The 17,902-nt window shown below is 44.3% G+C and carries 11 protein-coding genes; 1 reads left to right on the forward strand and 10 read right to left on the reverse strand.

Going from position 1 to position 17,902, the window contains the following annotated elements; all coding sequences use genetic code 11:
- Positions 1–99: 99 nt before the first annotated feature.
- The 9 genes from B2863_RS00430 to B2863_RS00470 all read right to left on the reverse strand — a co-directional run bounded on the left by B2863_RS00430 (position 100) and on the right by B2863_RS00470 (position 12,907).
- Positions 100–1,599: an MFS transporter gene (locus tag B2863_RS00430; protein ID WP_296206762.1), complete on the reverse strand. Its 1,500-nt coding sequence runs from the start codon at positions 1,597–1,599 to the stop codon at positions 100–102.
- Positions 1,599–2,201 (reverse strand): GNAT family N-acetyltransferase, encoded by a 603-nt coding sequence (locus tag B2863_RS00435; RefSeq protein WP_296206763.1) that lies wholly within the window; start codon positions 2,199–2,201, stop codon positions 1,599–1,601. Before B2863_RS00435 ends, B2863_RS00430 begins: the two co-directional genes overlap by 1 nt.
- 80 nt (positions 2,202–2,281) lie before the next feature.
- A complete protein-coding gene (locus tag B2863_RS00440) occupies positions 2,282–3,676 on the reverse strand; it encodes a lysine N(6)-hydroxylase/L-ornithine N(5)-oxygenase family protein (protein WP_296206764.1) in 1,395 nt (464 codons plus the stop codon).
- Positions 3,677–3,793: 117 nt separating this feature from the next.
- Complete coding sequence (locus tag B2863_RS00445) at positions 3,794–5,623, reverse strand: IucA/IucC family protein (RefSeq protein ID WP_296206765.1); 1,830 nt, start codon at positions 5,621–5,623, stop codon at positions 3,794–3,796.
- 1 nt (position 5,624) lies between these two features.
- On the reverse strand, positions 5,625–7,130 hold the full coding sequence (locus tag B2863_RS00450; RefSeq protein ID WP_296206766.1) for a pyridoxal phosphate-dependent decarboxylase family protein: 1,506 nt from the start codon (positions 7,128–7,130) through the stop codon (positions 5,625–5,627).
- A gap of 105 nt (positions 7,131–7,235) precedes the next feature.
- Positions 7,236–8,585, reverse strand: a complete 1,350-nt coding sequence (locus tag B2863_RS00455; protein WP_296206767.1) for a diaminobutyrate--2-oxoglutarate transaminase family protein — start codon at positions 8,583–8,585, stop codon at positions 7,236–7,238.
- A 370-nt stretch (positions 8,586–8,955) separates the two neighbouring features.
- Complete coding sequence (gene fhuB / locus B2863_RS00460) at positions 8,956–11,121, reverse strand: Fe(3+)-hydroxamate ABC transporter permease FhuB (protein WP_296206768.1); 2,166 nt, start codon at positions 11,119–11,121, stop codon at positions 8,956–8,958.
- Positions 11,118–12,029, reverse strand: coding sequence for an ABC transporter substrate-binding protein (locus B2863_RS00465; RefSeq protein ID WP_296206769.1), 912 nt, complete (start codon positions 12,027–12,029; stop codon positions 11,118–11,120). The genes fhuB and B2863_RS00465 overlap by 4 nt, the downstream gene beginning before the upstream one ends.
- 113 nt (positions 12,030–12,142) lie before the next feature.
- On the reverse strand, positions 12,143–12,907 hold the full coding sequence (locus B2863_RS00470) for an ABC transporter ATP-binding protein (RefSeq protein WP_101205244.1): 765 nt from the start codon (positions 12,905–12,907) through the stop codon (positions 12,143–12,145).
- A gap of 193 nt (positions 12,908–13,100) precedes the next feature.
- On the opposite strand from B2863_RS00470, the gene B2863_RS00475 reads away from it, so the two are divergent.
- A complete protein-coding gene (locus B2863_RS00475; protein WP_296206770.1) occupies positions 13,101–14,360 on the forward strand; it encodes a siderophore-interacting protein in 1,260 nt (419 codons plus the stop codon).
- 56 nt (positions 14,361–14,416) lie between these two features.
- On the opposite strand, the gene B2863_RS00480 is transcribed toward B2863_RS00475, so the two are convergent.
- Positions 14,417–17,902, reverse strand: a 3,486-nt coding sequence (locus B2863_RS00480; RefSeq protein ID WP_296206771.1) for an Ig-like domain-containing protein, incomplete at its 5' end; no start/stop codon positions are given.

Below are 17,902 nucleotides of genomic sequence, written 5' to 3' on the forward strand. Positions count from 1 at the left end.
AAATTGAATCAAGTAAAAGTATGAATTTAGATGCATATAAAGCGAATGATAATTATTTACGTTAATAATTTAAAGTAAACCCCGATACGGAATATTTGTTTATAAGGATCGTGGTAATTTGCACGCTGAAGGAATTGTAAATAATAAAATCACCGCGATGACCACCAGTATTTCTTGGATCGCGCTTGCCATGCCGTCACTACTACCTGCTGCTAATAATTGCGCACCTCGACTGTCTATATAAATGGTGGACAGCGTGATAAATATGGTAGAGATGATGCGGCGACTGATGTTATTAAGTGCAGCTCCCTCAGTGACCGAGTCTTTGGGTAAGCTGCTAAACCCTACCGTTGTGGTTGGCAGGTAAGCCAAACCCACTCCGACACCTCGCACACTCATAATTAGCATTAATAGCCAAAGCGTTGGCTGATACAAGCACCATGCCAGCATCAAAGTAGACAGCGCACTAATCGCAATTCCTACGATGCCAATCCCTCTGGCACCTTGCTTATCTACCATCTTGCCAGCGTAATGCGTGGTGATACTGGCCACGAGCGTCGCGACCATCAGGACAACACCTGTCCATAAAGCACTCTCGCCCATCACGTCTTGTATTAACACGGGTAATAGCAAGAGACACAGCATCAAACCGACTGTTTGGCTAATGCTAATGATATTACTGTGCAAATAGGTTTTATTACGGAACAAGCGCACGTTTAATAATGGATATTTCTGCCGCCGCTCATAGGCCCACCACACCATCGCGGACAGTAGAAATCCGACAGACAATAAACCCAATATGACTATCTTAAATAAGCCATCACTGCTGAGTAGCCCGCCAGTGAAGTCTATCTTTAGCGTACTCAGCCAAACCATCATCGCAAGCAGCCAAACAAGCAAACTGACAAACCCAATGGTATCGAAAGGGCTTTTTTTGTCATGTGAGCGCATGTCAGGTATTAACCACCACACCATCGCCATGACCGCCGCACTGAGTGGCAAGGTAATGGCAAAAAGTGTCCACCACGCAAACTGCTCAACCAAATAAGCACCGACCAAAGGGCCAAACGCTAATGACATCATAATAACAATGCCCCATAGCGCCATTACTCTGCCGTGCTGCTGCTGCGGATAAATCTGATACAGCATACCAATAGACAGCGGGATAATCAGACCGCCACTCAGTCCTTGTATGGCTCTGGCAATGATGACAAAGCTCATACTAGATGCCAGCATGCCAATGACTGAGCCTAGCATAAATCCAAAAATTGCCGCCAAATAAACATGCTTAAACGGAAACTTTTTGTTTAAGTAGCCACTCAGCATCAGCCCCACACTCATGGCCAAGACATAAGCATTTAATACCCAGCCGCCCATCACAATGTCGACATCAAACACCGACATAAAAACAGGAATGGCTGGGTTAAGCGCACTATTACTAAAGCTGACCACCGTACCGCCGAGCAGTAGTGTCAGTAAAACCTGCTGTACCTGTTTGTCGCTCAAGCCATTACTACTACTCTGAGAAGCTTCGCTTATAGACGACTCATTGGTAGATGCCTTATTTATAGGGGCTTTATTTATAGGGGCATTGCTCATTAAGCCGTGGCACCATAAAAGCTGAGATAACCTCTAGATTCTAGAAACTCATCTCGATTGCAAAAATATAATGAGGCGGTTTTTTCTGGCATCTCAATCAGACGTTGTACGCGATAAGCAAAGCTATCAGCAATCCATTGATACACTTCAACCTTACTATCCGGCTCGACCACGATTTTTTTGGCCTCAGTATGCTCAAATATAAACTTGCTAATCATCATGCCTGTTGGCTTGAGATAGCCTTTGCCAACCACCGCTGGATCGCCAAGCAAAATATGCCACCCCATGTCCGTTTCTTTGGCTTTGTAATACTGAGATAACCGGTCACGAGCCGTTTCATAAATCTCTGTATAGCCAATCGGCTTATCATCACAAAGTATAAGGTAGAGACGCTGATGATCATCGGCAAGCATTTTTTCAAAATGTGTTTTTAGCTGCGGCATCGGGAGATGTAGCTGCCACTGATCGACCACATGCTCAGCATGCATCCATTTATACAGCAATGGCATATCATCTGGGTATTTGACAGGTCTCAACGCAAACGTCTTTTGATAAGCCTCAATGCTAAAGGTATCGGGCAAATTTTGGGTAATAGTCGGCATGACTTGCTCCTAGTTATTATTTTGTTAGATGATTAATATTCTCTAATATCGTTTCTGTTAAATATAAGTTTTATAAAACACTACGCGCCAAATTTTTGAAATACTTCTAAGGCATCGGTATCGTAAGTCTGTTCACCCGTTAATTGATTAACGATACACCCTGCTCGATAAGCACCCAACCCCAAGTCTGGTGCGCCAACGCCATGGGTATGCACCTCTTGGTTTTGTACAAAAATCTTGCCATCAGTCGCGATATCTTTTTGATACGTCATCACATATTTCAATGCATAGTCTCTATCAATGATTGGCTGATCAAACTCATCGTGCGCGATGCTAGGCAGTATCGTGTTTAAACACTCAGGTAGACCGTAACGATAGCCTGTACCAGCAATCACACAGTCATACTCAGCAGTAAAATCCTGATTCTGTTCACGCTGTTTAACTACCAGTTTTATGGTGTCTGTCGGTTCTGGCTCTTCTAGCATTGTTGTCAGAGTAGCCTCAACCACTTCACAATTGGACAGCAGCGTTGAATACAAATCTTGATTGGTAATACTGCGCTCATAGAGACGGTGATAAATATCGCGTATGGTCTCAAAGCCCATGCCTTTATAGAGCAGGTCTTGCTTAGCAGTGACTTGGGGTTTGGTTGCTGAGTCCAACTCATAAAAGTAATCTGTATACGCAGGACTAAAATGCTCTAAGCCTAATGGGGAGTACTCCATTGGAAAGAAGCCTGCCGAGCGCGTCATCCAATCTAACTGAAACTTAGGGTCGTCATTAGTACTATCATCGCCATCAAACTGCTGATCAAACAGCGTTCGATACACCTCTGCGGAAGATTGCCCAGATCCCAACACCAATACTTTGGTCAGCTTGTTGTCTGTCTTGGTGCTATTCAGATCAAGGCTACTAGTATTGAGGCTGTCCAAGTCAAAATTATCTGAAAAATGGGCGGTGTGCATACAGCGGTTAGGCGCTTGCTTGGCAATATTTTGCAGCGATGGTGGTAACGTGGCCTGTGTGCCAGTCCCTATGACCAGATTTTTAGCATGATAGGTTTTTTGTGTGCCTTGTTCAGAGACTGTCACTACAAATCCATCATTGGTATCGTCAAACGCCACGTCTATCACTGCCGCATCAAAGCTCAAACTATCCAGTTGCCCTGCTACCCACTGGCAATAATGGTTATATTCTTTACGATAAATTTTAAATTCTTCTAAAAAGTAAAACTTGAGCAATCGGTGCTGAGTATGCAGATAATTCAAAAAAGAATACGGACTGGTTGGGTCTATCAATGTCACCAAGTCTGCCATAAAAGGCACTTGCAGTGTGGTGCTCGGCAATATCATGCCTTTATGCCAATTAAACTCAGCCTTTTGCTCAAAAAACTTGGCGGTTACGTCGGTCTTTGTCAGTAATGCCGCCAAACTTAAATTAAACGGTCCTACGCCAATACCAATAATATCTAACACTGTCGCCCCTTAGTGATTTGGTAGTAGTGATTTGATAGTTACGTTAATTCTGCTACTTGTTTCTATCGAACCCTAACTTTTATCGTGTGCTTATCTTTGCCGTCACAATATGACGTGCTACGTCACCATAGGATTTGGGATATCGACATAAATAGACTGGGTTTCAACAGGTGCGGTCAGCTCATCGAGTGCATAGAGTCTGGTAAGTAGATTGCCCTTAAACGGCAATGTAGGGCTACGCAACAACAAGTCAAATAACGAGCGATGTGGGTATTGTTGCTCTAACGCTATTAAGCATTCTTTAAACGTCGTGATTAATGCTTCCTCACTCACAAGCTGAGTACGAGCAATAGCAGTGATAAGACCAAATATACTGTTACCAACTAGGTAATAGGCAAATCTTGAGTCGGCAAAGTCTTCTGGAATGACACACTCTCCTTCGCTAATCAGCTCGGGATAAGCATCAATGAGCGGCGTGGCATACTCTGCAATATAGCCAAAGCCTTGATTGTCTCTGGCCCAAAACTTAGTAGGATAGCCCTCTTTTAGCTCAATCAGACTGTTTTGCTGATGTACCTCAAACCCAATACCATGCTGATAATACATATGAATAAGCTGTATAAAACCAACTTGCAAATAAGTATCAAACCATTGGATAGCCACCTGTTCTAGAGGTTCATCTGTTCTTTTATGAATAGACTTAAACAGTGTCTCTAAGCGATTGGTGAGACGGGTTGGATGGTCTTGGCTTAAGCTGGCAAGATTGGTGACTTGCGTATCCTCTGTAAAAGGGTTGTCACGTAAGATGCAAATAGTCTCATCAATGATTTTTCCATCCACACGTAAGGCAATCCAAGCAGGATCATTCAATACCGCAATCGTAGGGTACTGGGTCTTGAGCTGAGTACCATAGTCGCTACGCCAGATTCGGCAGGCATGCATACCGCGTTTACATTCTTTGGGCAAGTTAATCCGCACCGAATTGGTAATCGCTACAGACAACGACAGTTTAAACATCCAAGGCGCATCAAAGGCCGCTAGCGTGCGTACTGATGTCGTTGGATGCAGATACCAACCGAGCTCGCCCAAGTCAAGCAATTGGCCTTGTTCTAGCAGCTTTTGATACCACGGCTGCTGCTGCAAAAACCTTGCTTGCCAAGGGTGTAATGGTAACAGCTTATAGTCAGGATGCTCATCCACAAGTTGCTGCTGATAGCCACTCATATCAGCTTGTAGCTTGGATTTTAGCGCTGTGGTAATACTCTCGCCATCTACGAATTCTTCTGTAATGCAGCTGGGGTGCACTAGCCAATAATGCAGCTGGGTTTTGCTACTGGTCTCGGGCGCATACTTCGCCCACTCAGCACCATAAAAACCAGCACGGCCTTTGGGTGTAGGGTGCATGGCATGACCGTAAATAAGGTTTTGTTCGGTCTGAATAAAATCTTGCTGATAATCAACGATGTCATCAATCTCATCATTGCGATGCTCTAAAATAATCTGTAGCCCTTCATAACTCTCAATCCAGCGCTTTAATACACCATTGGCATCTAGCGTCGCTTTGTCTTTATAACGATGCACGATGTCTTCAATAATCAAAGACGCTAGGCTCATAGCAGAGGATTTTATCCATCGGCTGTTTTGCAAAGGGTCGTCCAGTTTCGTGTCTAGTTTTGAGTCCGATCGTATGCTGACCTGCTTATTCAATATAAGCGGCGTGCCCGCCAAACGGTGCTGACCCAATTGGCTCACTCTGTCGACAGGTACGACCATTACCGTGTTCGAAGGCAATAGCATTAGCACTAATAGAGGCTTGTTTTGTGAGGCCTGCTTCTGTATATCATCCTGCTGCTCTACGGCAATAATATCGCCGCGCCCAGTTTCAAAACAGTAAGCATTGATTAGATTTTGTAGTGTAAGTCGATCAAGCGTTTTATGCTGCATCATGTTATTTTTTCCCATCGACGTTCAGGTTGTCAGAATTGAGTCGGTTAAAACCAGCAATAGCCATCTGCTCAATGATGTCTGCAATATCATTGATTTGGGTATTGGGATTTAGAATAGTGAATTTAAGGCAAAGGCGCTGCTCAAACTGGGTGGTGGCCACATTGGCGATGTTATTGACCAATAATTCTTGTGCAATGTGACGATTAAGCTGTGCGAGTTGCTCATCAGATAGCGCGGTATCTTTGGGTATAAAGTAAAACAAAACACTGCTAATAATAGGCTCATGTACCAGTACAAAATTTTCATTTGCATCAATCAGCTTTGCCGCCTGCTTAGCAGTGTCCAGACAGCTATCAATCAAAGTTGCATAACCATCCGTTCCCAGTAAGTCCAGCGCCATCCACAGTTTCAAGGCATCGAAACGGCGTGTGGTCTGCAAAGAGTACGTGACTAAATTTAAGATATTGTCCTGTTCGTCATCAGCAGAGTTTAAATACTCACTATGATGGCGAATGCTCTCGAAATTTCGATTGTCTCGTAAGAGAAAAGCACCGCAGCTGATCGGTAAGAAGAAATGCTTGTGAAAGTCCAAGGTGATAGAGTCAGCTTGATTCAGCCCGTTAATTAAGTGTCGATAACGCTGTGATAGTAGCAATGCCCCGCCCCATGCCGCATCGACATGTAGCCATATATTTTCATCATGGCAAATTTTTCCGATAGCCATTAGAGGATCAATCGCACCCAAATCGGTGGTGCCAGCCGTTGCGATGATGGCCATCACATTGTCAGCACCTAGCCGATTTATCTGATGTTGTAAGTCAGAAATCAGCATGGCACCCGATGCATCGGTCGCTATTTTAATGACGGAACGTTGGCCTAGACCCAGCAGTGTCGCGTTTTTCTCAATAGAAAAGTGCGCCTGGTCTGAGCACAGAATTTTGCCAACAGACTGACCTATCAGGCCGTCCTTTTGCACATCAACGCCCTTAGCTTTATAGAATTGATTGCGTGCTAGCAATAAACCCATCAGGTTACTTTGCGTACCGCCACTGGTAAAGACGCCACCAGCGTTATGGTCTGTCTGTTCATCAAAGAGGGCATCAGAGATGTCGTTAAATTGACAACGCTGACATAACCAATTGATGAGATCTTTTTCAATATAGGTCGCGGCTGGGCTTTGATTCCACGAGTCCATACTTTGGTTAGTGGCCGCTATAATCATCTCAGCAATCTGACCGATGACTAGTGTGGGTGGATGCAAGTGGGCTAAGCAATTCGCATTGGCCGTCGACACACAACTGGGTAAAAACTTGTTTTGAATATCAGCGAGTATCGTGTCGATGTCTCGGCCTTGCTCACGGATGCTGAAGGTATTGGTCGCTTGCACTTGTTGCGGCGTGCCGCCCAAATAGACGTTATTGTCGTCTAGCCACTGTTTGATGACAGCGCTGGTTTTTTGCATATGCGCGACATATTGCTTACTGGTTTGCTGATTTAATAAATGCAAAATGTCCTCACTTGTTTATTCTACGATTATATAAATCGCAAATAAGTGACTTGTTATTAGAGTTATTTTTATAGATGTGTGAATCATGCTAAGGCGCTGGCAATACTATTGATTGTCTTCTAGCGCCATATCAAGTCTCTGCAAGACTTGCTGCAGCTCATCTTTGGTTATATTGAGTGGCGGTAATAATCGCAGTACTGTGCCACCGCGTCCGCCCTTTTCAATCACCAAACCATGCTTAAAACACGCTTGTTGGATTTTGGCAGCCACATCACTGTCTGCTGGATAGCTTCCATCATTTTGTTTGGGCAGGCTGGGGTTGATAATCTCTATACCAATCATGAGACCACGTCCTCTGACTTGGCCAATTTGTGGATAGCGCTGTTGGCGTATTTTTAGCTGTGACATGAACCATGCGCCTATTTCTAAAACATAGTCAGCAACGTTGTTATCTTTTAAGTAATTAAGGGTGGCAAGGCCAGTTGCCATGGCCAATTGATTGCCTCTAAATGTGCCAGAATGATTGCCCGCTTGCCATACATCGTATTGTTTTTTGATACCCAATACCGCGAGTGGCAGACCACCACCGATTGCTTTTGACATCACAATCATATCGGGGTCAATGTCTGCATATTGATAGGCAAACCAACGGCCTGTACGGCAAAACCCTGTTTGTACTTCATCGATGATAAGCATGATACCAAGCTCTTTTGTCACTCGGCGCACATGCTTCAGCCATTCTATTGGCGCAGGGTTGACACCGCCTTCCCCTTGTATAACTTCTAAAATGACCGCTGCTGGTTTCACCACGCCACTCTCTACATCTTTTAGGAAGTTTTCAAAATAGCGCATATGGGCATGGATACTTTGCTCAAAAGGCAAGCCAAACGCGCAGCGATACATATTGGGATAAGGCAAGAACTGTACCGAGCTCATCAAGCCTTCGATACCCTGTTTAGGTGCCAAGTTCCCTGTCACTGCCAGCGCGCCATGCGTCATGCCATGATAGCCACCGCTAAAGCTAACCACACCTGAACGTCCCGTGACTTGCTTGGCCAGTTTAATAGCCGCTTCTACCGCATCAGCACCTGTTGGTCCGCAAAACTGCAAGCAATACTCATCGCTATTGGTGGCGAGTAGCTTGTACATGAACTCGCTAAATTTGTCTTTTAACGGGGTGGTGATATCCAATGTATGCATTGGTAAATTGCTGTCTAGTAGATCTTTAATGCTTTCTATGACCACAGGATGATTGTGCCCAAGCGCCAACGTGCCAGCACCAGATAGGCAATCGATATACTTATTACCTTCCACATCGGTAATCCACGCCCCTTTAGCTGATTGAATCGCAAAGGGTAGCTTACGTGGATAACTACGAACCTTTGATTCAAATTGTTCTTGACGATTTAAGTAGCATTCGTTATCACGTGATTCGTCTAATAAGATCGTGTCCATAGCTTCAGCCTTGTTATTTTCAGTCGTCTTGGATAAACATTCGAAAGTAAGGTTTGACGCTTACTTCTTAAAATATCGCTCGTTTATATTGAATGATAATGTAAATGATAATCATTATTATTAATGAGGCGTAGTATCTACTACCAATAACTGACTGTCAACCCAGTTTGCGAATTTTCTATTGATGAAAATGACAAAGATAGCAGCTAGCTTGAATCTAAGAACGACGAATCAAGAGCGATTGATTAGGAACAATGCAGGCTACTACAAACTGTCGACTAATTAATGACACACAGCTACCCAGTACAGATAGTTCTAAACTATCTGTGTTCACTTTTATCGTTAGTTAAGAACTATCTAAAAACAGCGGCTATCTATTTGCCGAGGCTGGTACCTTACGAATGAGCCATAAGAAGTAGCCACCACCTATAATCGCCGCAATCGTGCCCGCAGGCAGCTCATAAGGAAAAATAACATAACGGCCAATCCAATCTGCTATCACCATCACCCCTGCCCCTAAAAGTGCAGCTAATGGCAATTGCCGTTCAAGCTTTACGGCGCCTAGCGAAGTAGCCAAATGTGGCACCATCAAACCAATAAAGCTCAACGGGCCAACGGCAAGCGTACTGGCCGTGCTAAGCGCTGCTACTAGTGCCAGTAGTGAAAAGGTAACGGGCGTAACTGCCACACCTAGATTACGTGCCACACCTGTGCCTAAACCAAGGACACGCAAGGGTTTTATCAGCAGTAGACTGAGTACAAATAAGATAGCGGCAATACCAATGAGATACCATACCGTACTGGGCTGGGCGCTATAAGTTGTCCCTGACAGCCAACTGAGCATCGCTTCTAGACGCGGATCTCCTGAAAGCTTGACCATATGCATCACCCCGTCCATCATGGCGGCAATGCCTATACCTACTAACAATAAATAACCTGAGCTGACCCTGCGTGCCAGCCAAATAATCAATAGCAGCACAGCCATCGCACCTGAGAGTCCTGAAACCAGCAACGTCCCTGCTCCAGCAGATAGCCCTAAACTTGGTAATAATAAAAACCCTAAAATCACCCCCAGTGCGGCACCTGAACTGACCCCCAATACCTCAGGACTGGCCATGGGGTTACGCGTTAAGGTTTGCAGTAGCACACCGGCGACTGCCAACATCAAGCCTGTTGCTGCAGCACTCAAACTGCGAGGCAAGCGGTACTGCTGCGTGAGCGCCCAGTCCGTACTGAGCCCCCAACCATTGATGTCTTGTACCAAAAGACAAGCCAGCAGGATAAGGGCGAGCACCCCAACACCCCATCGCCAAAATGCAATGGATGTATGCTTACCCGCAAGCATAGGCGTCACTGTCTCTATCCGCTCGCGACGCTGACGCAAAATCAACCAAATAATCAACGGTGCACCCAAGATACCTGTCATGGCACCAGCTGGAATTTGCATATCAAGTATTGGCTCAAGCAATAATGCGACATTACTGGTCAATAGTAAAAGCAGCGCCCCTAACCCAAAGGCTGCGGCCAAACGCTTACCAATAGAAGAAATGCCCAGTGCATTGACCAAGCTTGCTGCACCAAGACCAATGAAACCAATCAAGCCAACTTCACTAATAACTAGAGCAGTCACAACGGCAACAACCAATACGACAAGTGCCCGAATCCCATTAATAGGCACACCCAAACGTCTGGCCTGCGTGTCATCTAGACTCATCAGCGTTAATGGTTTCAGTAATGGCAGACATACGACCGCCATCAAAATGGCAGTGATGACTAGCGCTATACTGGTATGCCAGCTGTTTTGTGCCAAAAACCCAGCCGCCCACGACAGCATGCCATTACTACGCTCAGCAAAAAACAGCACCAGTACATTGGCTACTGCGGCCAGCAAAATATTGACCACCAAACCGGCCAATATCAAAATCAATGGATTAAATCGACTGGGTGCTGATAAGGCAAACACCAGACCCATGCTAATGATAGCCCCCACAAAGGCCACATAAAGTCCGCCATAAATAGCCAGGCTTGGCAAAAACAACGTGACGATGAGCATAGCCAACTGTGCACCCACGCCCACCCCTAGCGTCGTATCTGATGCTAAGGGGTTTTTTACCAATTGCTGCAGTAAAATACTGGCCACGCCTAATAGCCCGCCAGCCAACAACGCCACCACGCTGGTCGCCACTAGATGCAGCTGTATCGCCATACTGGCAATATCCAATTGCGAGCTTGGTATAAGCAAATCACTCAGTGGGCGCGTCCATTGCTGATCTAGCAGCGCCCAACTACTCCATAATGACAGAGCCGCTAATCCGATGAGCATGGCCCACAGTCGCCAAGACAAATTGGCAAACAAGGAAGTTTGAGAATTGGGTTGGTTCGGTGGCTGATTCAGTGGTGGTGATGACTGTTTCAATGATTGCGACGATAGCGATGAATCTGAAACCGTTGCTGCTTGAGAAGCTGATGTCATCGTATGAGCACTGTCGGTGTGGTTATTGATAGGGTTGTTGTTAGTATCTGCATTGGCGCTCATAGTACTTCCCCGCCTTTTAATGAAACTTCTGACAAGTTATTTGCTAGGCTAACCAATGATGACATCCCACCATAAATCCATACTGGTGGTAGCTCGCCCACACAGCGGGTATTACCATAACCCAGGCGCTGCCAAATTAAGCTATCATCAATTTCAGCTCTAGTAATTGGACTTAGCGGATCGATGATTAATAGACAAGTCTCATCATCTAATTGCGCCAAATCCCCCATTCGTATCGGCACAAACCCCCACTGATTGCCCTTGCCCAATACCACAAGCTCTCTATTCATCTGCTCTAACGCAGGCTGAAATAAGCTATTTGCCACATACATACGCATGTTATTAGCATCCGCAAACTGTACCACTGCGAATTTCTTGGCTTTTGGATAACGCTGCTGGAATTGCTGACTGGCCAGCTGTATGTCTTTCTGACTTTGTACAATATAGTCTTCAGCCATCTTTGGGTTATCGATCAGCATGCCAAGCTCCCGCGTTGGTTCGGTATAGTCCGCCCACGTTGCTGTCTCTCCTTTTGCCGCAGACATTACAGATTCTGCAGGCACATCGCCGTATAAGTTGCGTGCATGCTCATAAAAATAATTATCTATGACCATATCGACAGGCAGTTGAGCGATTAGTTCAGCATTGGGCTGATAGCGGATGCCTAAGTCTGTTATCGAAGTTGGTAGTTTGGGGCTTCCCACCCATCTATCCCAAACCCTGACATCACCTGTCGCAATTGGTGCATGCCCCATCGCTGTTAAAGTCGCTGCATTACCCCAGTCGGGAGACACGATATTCATCCTATCGCTATGACTGTTTTCTGCTTCTGAGGTAGTGGATGTTTGACTATTACAGGCTGTCAATACCAAGCACAATGCGAGGGCGAACCATTTTATTGTTGTCATTACTGATACTGACGTAACTATTGGATGTTTTGATAATTTATCTGTATAAAAAACGGGAGGCATAGAAGCGTATCTTTGTAGGCGAATTAAAAAGAAGGAGCAAAAACCAAACGTTAGGCGACTGCGACAGGCTGTCCAGTAATAGGATGACTGAGTAGCTGCATATCGACATTAAAGATATCGTGTAGCACGGTAGGTTGCATGGTACTGGCGATATCGCCGTTGTGACATATTTGGCCATTTTTCAGCGCGATGACTCGATCGGCATATTGCGCGGCCAGATTAATATCATGGATAATAATCACCACGCTTAATCCTTGCTCATCCACCAAACGACGAATGAGCTGAATGACCTCGATTTGATAATGCATATCAAGCGCAGCAAGTGGCTCATCGAGCAATAGATAACGGGTATCCTGTGCCAGACACATCGCGAGCCAAGCACGAGCGCGCTCACCACCTGATAGTGTGGCAGTAATTCGATCAGCAAACGCTTCGGTTTGAGTCACTTTTAATGCTTGCGCGACTTTGTCTTTATCTATTTGAGTTGGCTTTTGCAACCATTTTTGATGGGGATAGCGCCCTAACATGACCAGCTCACGCACCGTGAATCCAGCAGCTTCTGGCAATTGCTGCGGCAGATATGCCATTTGCCGCGCTAACTCCTTACTGCCGTAGTCATTGATACTGTGCTCATCTAAAGTGACATTGCCGCTACTACTTGCCATCTCACCTGCTAGCGCTTTGATCAAGGTCGACTTGCCAGACCCATTATGCCCAACCAAAGCCACCAGTTGATTGGTATCAATTTCACAAGTCACGTTGTCTAATAGAGTATTTCCTTGACGGCTGATAGTCAGCTGGTTTGCACGTAGCATATAAGCACTCATTGTTGATAAAAATAATATGTCATAAAAATGATGGTTCATCGGTCATCAGCTATAGACCAATTTTTGACGATCAAACCACAATAAAAATTGATTTTACTCGTAAATGATAACAAAAACAATTATCATTAACTATAAACTCATTCACTTTAATTTCAACGCTCTGTTGATTGCGAGTATTTATATGACTAATCTTCTTTTAGCTACTACAGAAAACACCGATAACCAAAACAGCCAATACACTCCCCTAAACGACCCTGAAATAGCAGGTGTGGTCGCTCATATTAATGAGGAGCACCTCGACGAACTGCTTGGATTTTTGAGTGTGTTTACTTCATTATCTACCGCCGAATTGGATCTGGTCGATGCCCAAATAACTGATATTTATGCTGAAGGTATTGCTATACAGACTTGTCCAAAAGGCGTAGAGAATCAATCAACTGCCGCTCAAAATAGTTCACTCTATAACCAGACTTTCTTTATTGCTTTTGCTGCACCTATCTCCCAGCTTGATGACTTGCAAGCCCAATATATCTTGCTAAAACAAAGAGCAGATAAAAAGCTAGGCAAAAAAACAATCAAACTGACCAAGCAAGTATTTGAGGTACAAAATAGCTATAGAATCAGCAAAAATATGCTGCGCCTTGAATTGAGCATGCCTTCATTAAGCGATGTTGAAGGCGCAAAAAGCTCGACGTCAGTACCTACCAACGAAGCGGGTTACGCGTACTTGTTTGATTTAGAACACAATGCAATGACCAACGCATTGATTACTGACAGCACTGATGGCAATAAAGCTGGTGACTATAAAACTAATGATAGCGAGAAGGAAAACGTACGCCCTGCTCGTCCTCACTGCTATTACACTTTAAGAAAAGCATGGCAAGCTGATGATGAGATACGAGCATGGGTCGATGTTTTTTTGCATGGGGATACGCCGGGCGGCAACTGGGCAACAGCACTACAAGCAGGCGAGACCGTTGTCACAAAACGAGAGTTTCCAGAAAAGGTAGAGCACTTACGAGACGGTCAAGCGGTACTGATTGTCGATGAGACATCAATGCCAACGGCAGCACGACTGCTAGAGCTATGGAATAACCCTACACCACCATTAGTCGTTTGTGTGACGCAAGATGCAGGCGATCAAAGTTATTTTGATAATGTAAAAATGCGCAGTGGCCTTGATTGCGATACTGAAAGCCGCGAGGATAACCACTTTACCGTACTGCCTATAGTAACCAATCAACCAAACTCGGGAGCAGAGTTAGCCACGCTAATTGACAGTAAATTAGGCGATTATTTGACTGAAAATCCTCTACAGATTGATAAAGTCTGGGGAGCGCTAGAAGCGAATACTGCCAAAGCATTGCGTCCATTGCTGAAAGATCGACTTGGGCTAAGTCGTATTGATGTTGTGGTAAAAGTCTACTGGCGTCACGATTAGTTTGCACAAAAAACGCTCCCTTTTGGGAGCGTTTTTTTACGATTCAACTATTACTTTTAGATAATATTGTCATCTATAGCGGTTTGAATGTATAGGCTCGCCGTATTACCACTATCTTGGTACAAATCATAACCTGCCTGATCAGAAGTAGCTGCCTTAGTCATATCAGATACATTAACAGTATCAACGCTATCGCCCTTGATGAACAGCTGATTATTGCCATCAGTTATGTCAACAACATCACTGAGACTTATACTGAGCGTTTGAGCAGTGTCGTTAGTCAAATCAATAGTTTCAAAATTAACAACTTCACTCATGTCAGTATTAGCAACAACATTTATGTCGTTAATTACTAATGTATCATTGTCTAGACTTCCATCCGAGTTTTCACCACCATCTATTGAAACATCATTTCTATCAAATATCAAAATATCATTGCCATCACTACCTGATAAGATATCTGCACCGCTCAACCCTACTAGGGTATCATCTCCTGCCCCGCCCTCTAGCGTTTCAGCTTGGTTAGTACCTACTAGATAGTCATTATCAGCAGTCGTTCGTGAAGGAATATCATCTATTGAGTCTGGGCTTTGCGGTGTCGCATATTCATTGTAGTTCAACGTAACCGTTGAGCTAGCTGTATCACCATCAGAATCTTGATACTCAAATGAAAATACGTCTATATCGTCCACACCTGCTGTGACAATATTAGCAATGTTTTCCGCGGTATTAAACTTATAGCTACCATCAGCATAGCCAACGAACACACCATAATCGGTCCGGAATTCATAGTTAGTTGTATCACCGTCTGTGTCAATCACTTCAATCGTTGTGTCACTATCTGTGGTTGATACGCCTGACCAGATGATACCAGTACTACTCGTAGTGAGATAATCAACAGCATCACCACCAACAGCCACTTTACCTTCAATAACGACGTTGTTATCTAGTACAGGCAATAGATTGAGCGGCGTAAGTTTACCTATAAGATCATATGTATTCTCTTGGCCTTCTAAACTGTTTACCACAAAAGTATTTTCGTCATCCAGAGCTGGGTTGTAATCATCTAAAGCGAAGTCAGTATCGACAATGTTATCACCATCACTGTCGTATTTATCAATAATACCGTCGCCATTGGTATCTTCAGCGCGTCTGCCATTCGTACTAAAGACAACATAGTCGAGATTACCAGCAGCATCTAGAACAGTATCAATGATGTTATCACCATCAAAATCAATGCCATCTGATACTAAGTTCCTATCTAAATCCATATAAGCAAAATTACTGTTACCGATAACGGTATATCTATAACCACCTGTCGTATTGCCTACATATTGTGCGTCGCCTACATCTCCTATAGTACCATTACCATTCAAATCATAGTAACTGACACCTGCTGCTGAGTTTGTATTAGCGAACCCATTAATTAACTTACCAAGAGTAGAATAATTTGACTGATCTATTAATCCGTCACCATTATCATCGGTGCCATTATTATTTTGATATGCCTTCAAAAACGTTTTATTTCTGTCAGAATCAATAGTAACAAGAGGGTCTTGATTGACAAAAGTTAAGTCGAGTTGGTACTGCTGACCAGCAATATCTATAATCTGCGTCGCATCTGGTATGACAATAAAATCACTCTGGACATAATCATCGTCATAATTTGCAGGATCTAATCCATATGTAGCAGCCGTCGCATTGTTAGGCGTCTCATTATGCTTCATCTCATATTCAACAGCGACAGATTCAGAGTTACCATTGACATCAACATTGAAATTAAGATCCAACTTAGTCTCAAGTAAAACACCTACATCTGGAAAGACACCAAAGTTAATATGAGAAAAATCACCTAAATCGATATTAGATGCAAAGTCAACTTCTGAACCATTACCTTGATAATCAGTATTTTCATAAGTGGTATATCCTGCAGGGGATGACGTTGCGTCAGCCGGTGCACCCCAGTAAATGGCTTCGTCGAGCGCATCTACGTAAAGATTGCCATCTGCCGCCTGATATGTGGCATCTTGCTCTGCAGTTAAGACACCAACCGTACCACCATAGTCACGCAGTGGGATCGTATCGCCGCTACTTCCAGCTGCCGTGTTAAGACTGCCAGCAACTAAATAAGAAGGTTCATCAACTGTGACAGGACGTGTAGGATCAGTAAATAACGAGTCAGTAAATCCTGTTTGTAGATCGGTAATGGTGACAGTCTCTTGTTGAACATCAATGTTCCAAACCACTGGCTGAGGCGCGGGAGAATCATCTTCGATGATGGCCAACAGCTCATCCGATGTGGCTAATGGATTTGTAGCAGAAGAATCTTCGTATACTTCAATACCAAAATCAACCGACAGGATACCTTCGATGTCGTCACCTTGAGTATGATCTACAGGTGCACCCAACGTGACATTGTATCCAAATTGATAGCCATCAGTAATTGCTTCTTTATTACCGTTTAGACTTATGGTTAGTACATTTTGAGTTTGAGAGGCACCCAAGCTATCAATATATTCATACTCACCAACAATATCACCTGTACTTGAATCAATTCTGAAAACAATAGGATTGCCTTGACTAGTAATACCATTATCAACAGTTGGTAATACAAATTTCACAACCGCATTTGAAAGGTCAGTGTCTGTATCAGTTACTCGAATCCAGTTACCATCTGTATCAGTTACTGAATCAGTGGTATCAAGCGTTGAGTCTGGATTGCTATCTGGATTTCCTCCTTCTAACCCTTCTTCAGAAACACGACCTGGCGGCTCAACTTCAATTCTAGTTAACTGGTCGTAGTCAATAGTAACAGTTGCTTCGTTAGACAATAGACCAGTTGTATCTTCAACTGTGTAACTGATTGGCGTTGGGTTATCGGTAAAGCCGGCTTCTGGTGTGAAGGTGATGTCGCCTGTGGCAGCATCAACACTCCATTCGCCTTCGCCTGCCACAACAACCGATTTGCCGTCAGCGGCGATGGTGCCACCTGCTGGTGAGGCGGTGATGATGACCATCGTTGGGTCTAGATCGCCTTCTACATCTGTATCGTTACCGACCACAGCAACAGTAATAGCATCGCCAAGCACTTGGTCTAACTTTTCATCATCCACTGCTACTGGCGCTGTTTGTGGATAGTCAATGATAATAGTAGATTCATTAGAAGTTAAACCAGTACTATCGCTAACCGTATAGCTGATTGGCGTTGGGTCACCAGTAAAACCTGCTTCTGGGGTAAAGGTGATATCACCTGTTACTAAGTCAACACTCCAAGATCCTTCACCTGGTACGCCAACCGATTTACCGTCAGCGGCAATAGTACCACCCGCTGGTGATTGGGTGATGATGACAGTCGATGGAAGAATATCTCCATCAAAATCAAAATCATTACTCAATACCTCAATGTTAACCAATTGACCAGAAACACCGATTTCGCTGTCATCGATAGTGACTGGTGCTGTCGGTGGATAGTCCACAATAACGGTTGCCTCATTAGAGATCAGGCCCGTGCTATCGCTAACCGTGTAGCTGATTGGCGTTGG

This window comes from Psychrobacter sp. UBA3480, from assembly GCF_002377945.1.
Lineage (GTDB): Bacteria > Pseudomonadota > Gammaproteobacteria > Pseudomonadales > Moraxellaceae > Psychrobacter.

What these genes read in the sequence shown, in the direction of transcription:
- B2863_RS00430 (WP_296206762.1), bottom strand. Translation starts at nt 1,599, where the DNA reads ATGAGCAATGCCCCTATAAATAAAGCCCCTATAAATAAGGCATCTACC.
- B2863_RS00435 (WP_296206763.1), bottom strand. Translation starts at nt 2,201, where the DNA reads ATGCCGACTATTACCCAAAATTTGCCCGATACCTTTAGCATTGAGGCT.
- B2863_RS00445 (WP_296206765.1), bottom strand. Translation starts at nt 5,623, where the DNA reads ATGATGCAGCATAAAACGCTTGATCGACTTACACTACAAAATCTAATC.
- B2863_RS00455 (WP_296206767.1), bottom strand. Translation starts at nt 8,585, where the DNA reads ATGGACACGATCTTATTAGACGAATCACGTGATAACGAATGCTACTTA.
- fhuB (WP_296206768.1), bottom strand. Translation starts at nt 11,121, where the DNA reads ATGAGCGCCAATGCAGATACTAACAACAACCCTATCAATAACCACACC.
- B2863_RS00465 (WP_296206769.1), bottom strand. Translation starts at nt 12,029, where the DNA reads ATGACAACAATAAAATGGTTCGCCCTCGCATTGTGCTTGGTATTGACA.
- B2863_RS00470 (WP_101205244.1), bottom strand. Translation starts at nt 12,907, where the DNA reads ATGCTACGTGCAAACCAGCTGACTATCAGCCGTCAAGGAAATACTCTA.
- B2863_RS00475 (WP_296206770.1), top strand. Translation starts at nt 13,101, where the DNA reads ATGACTAATCTTCTTTTAGCTACTACAGAAAACACCGATAACCAAAAC.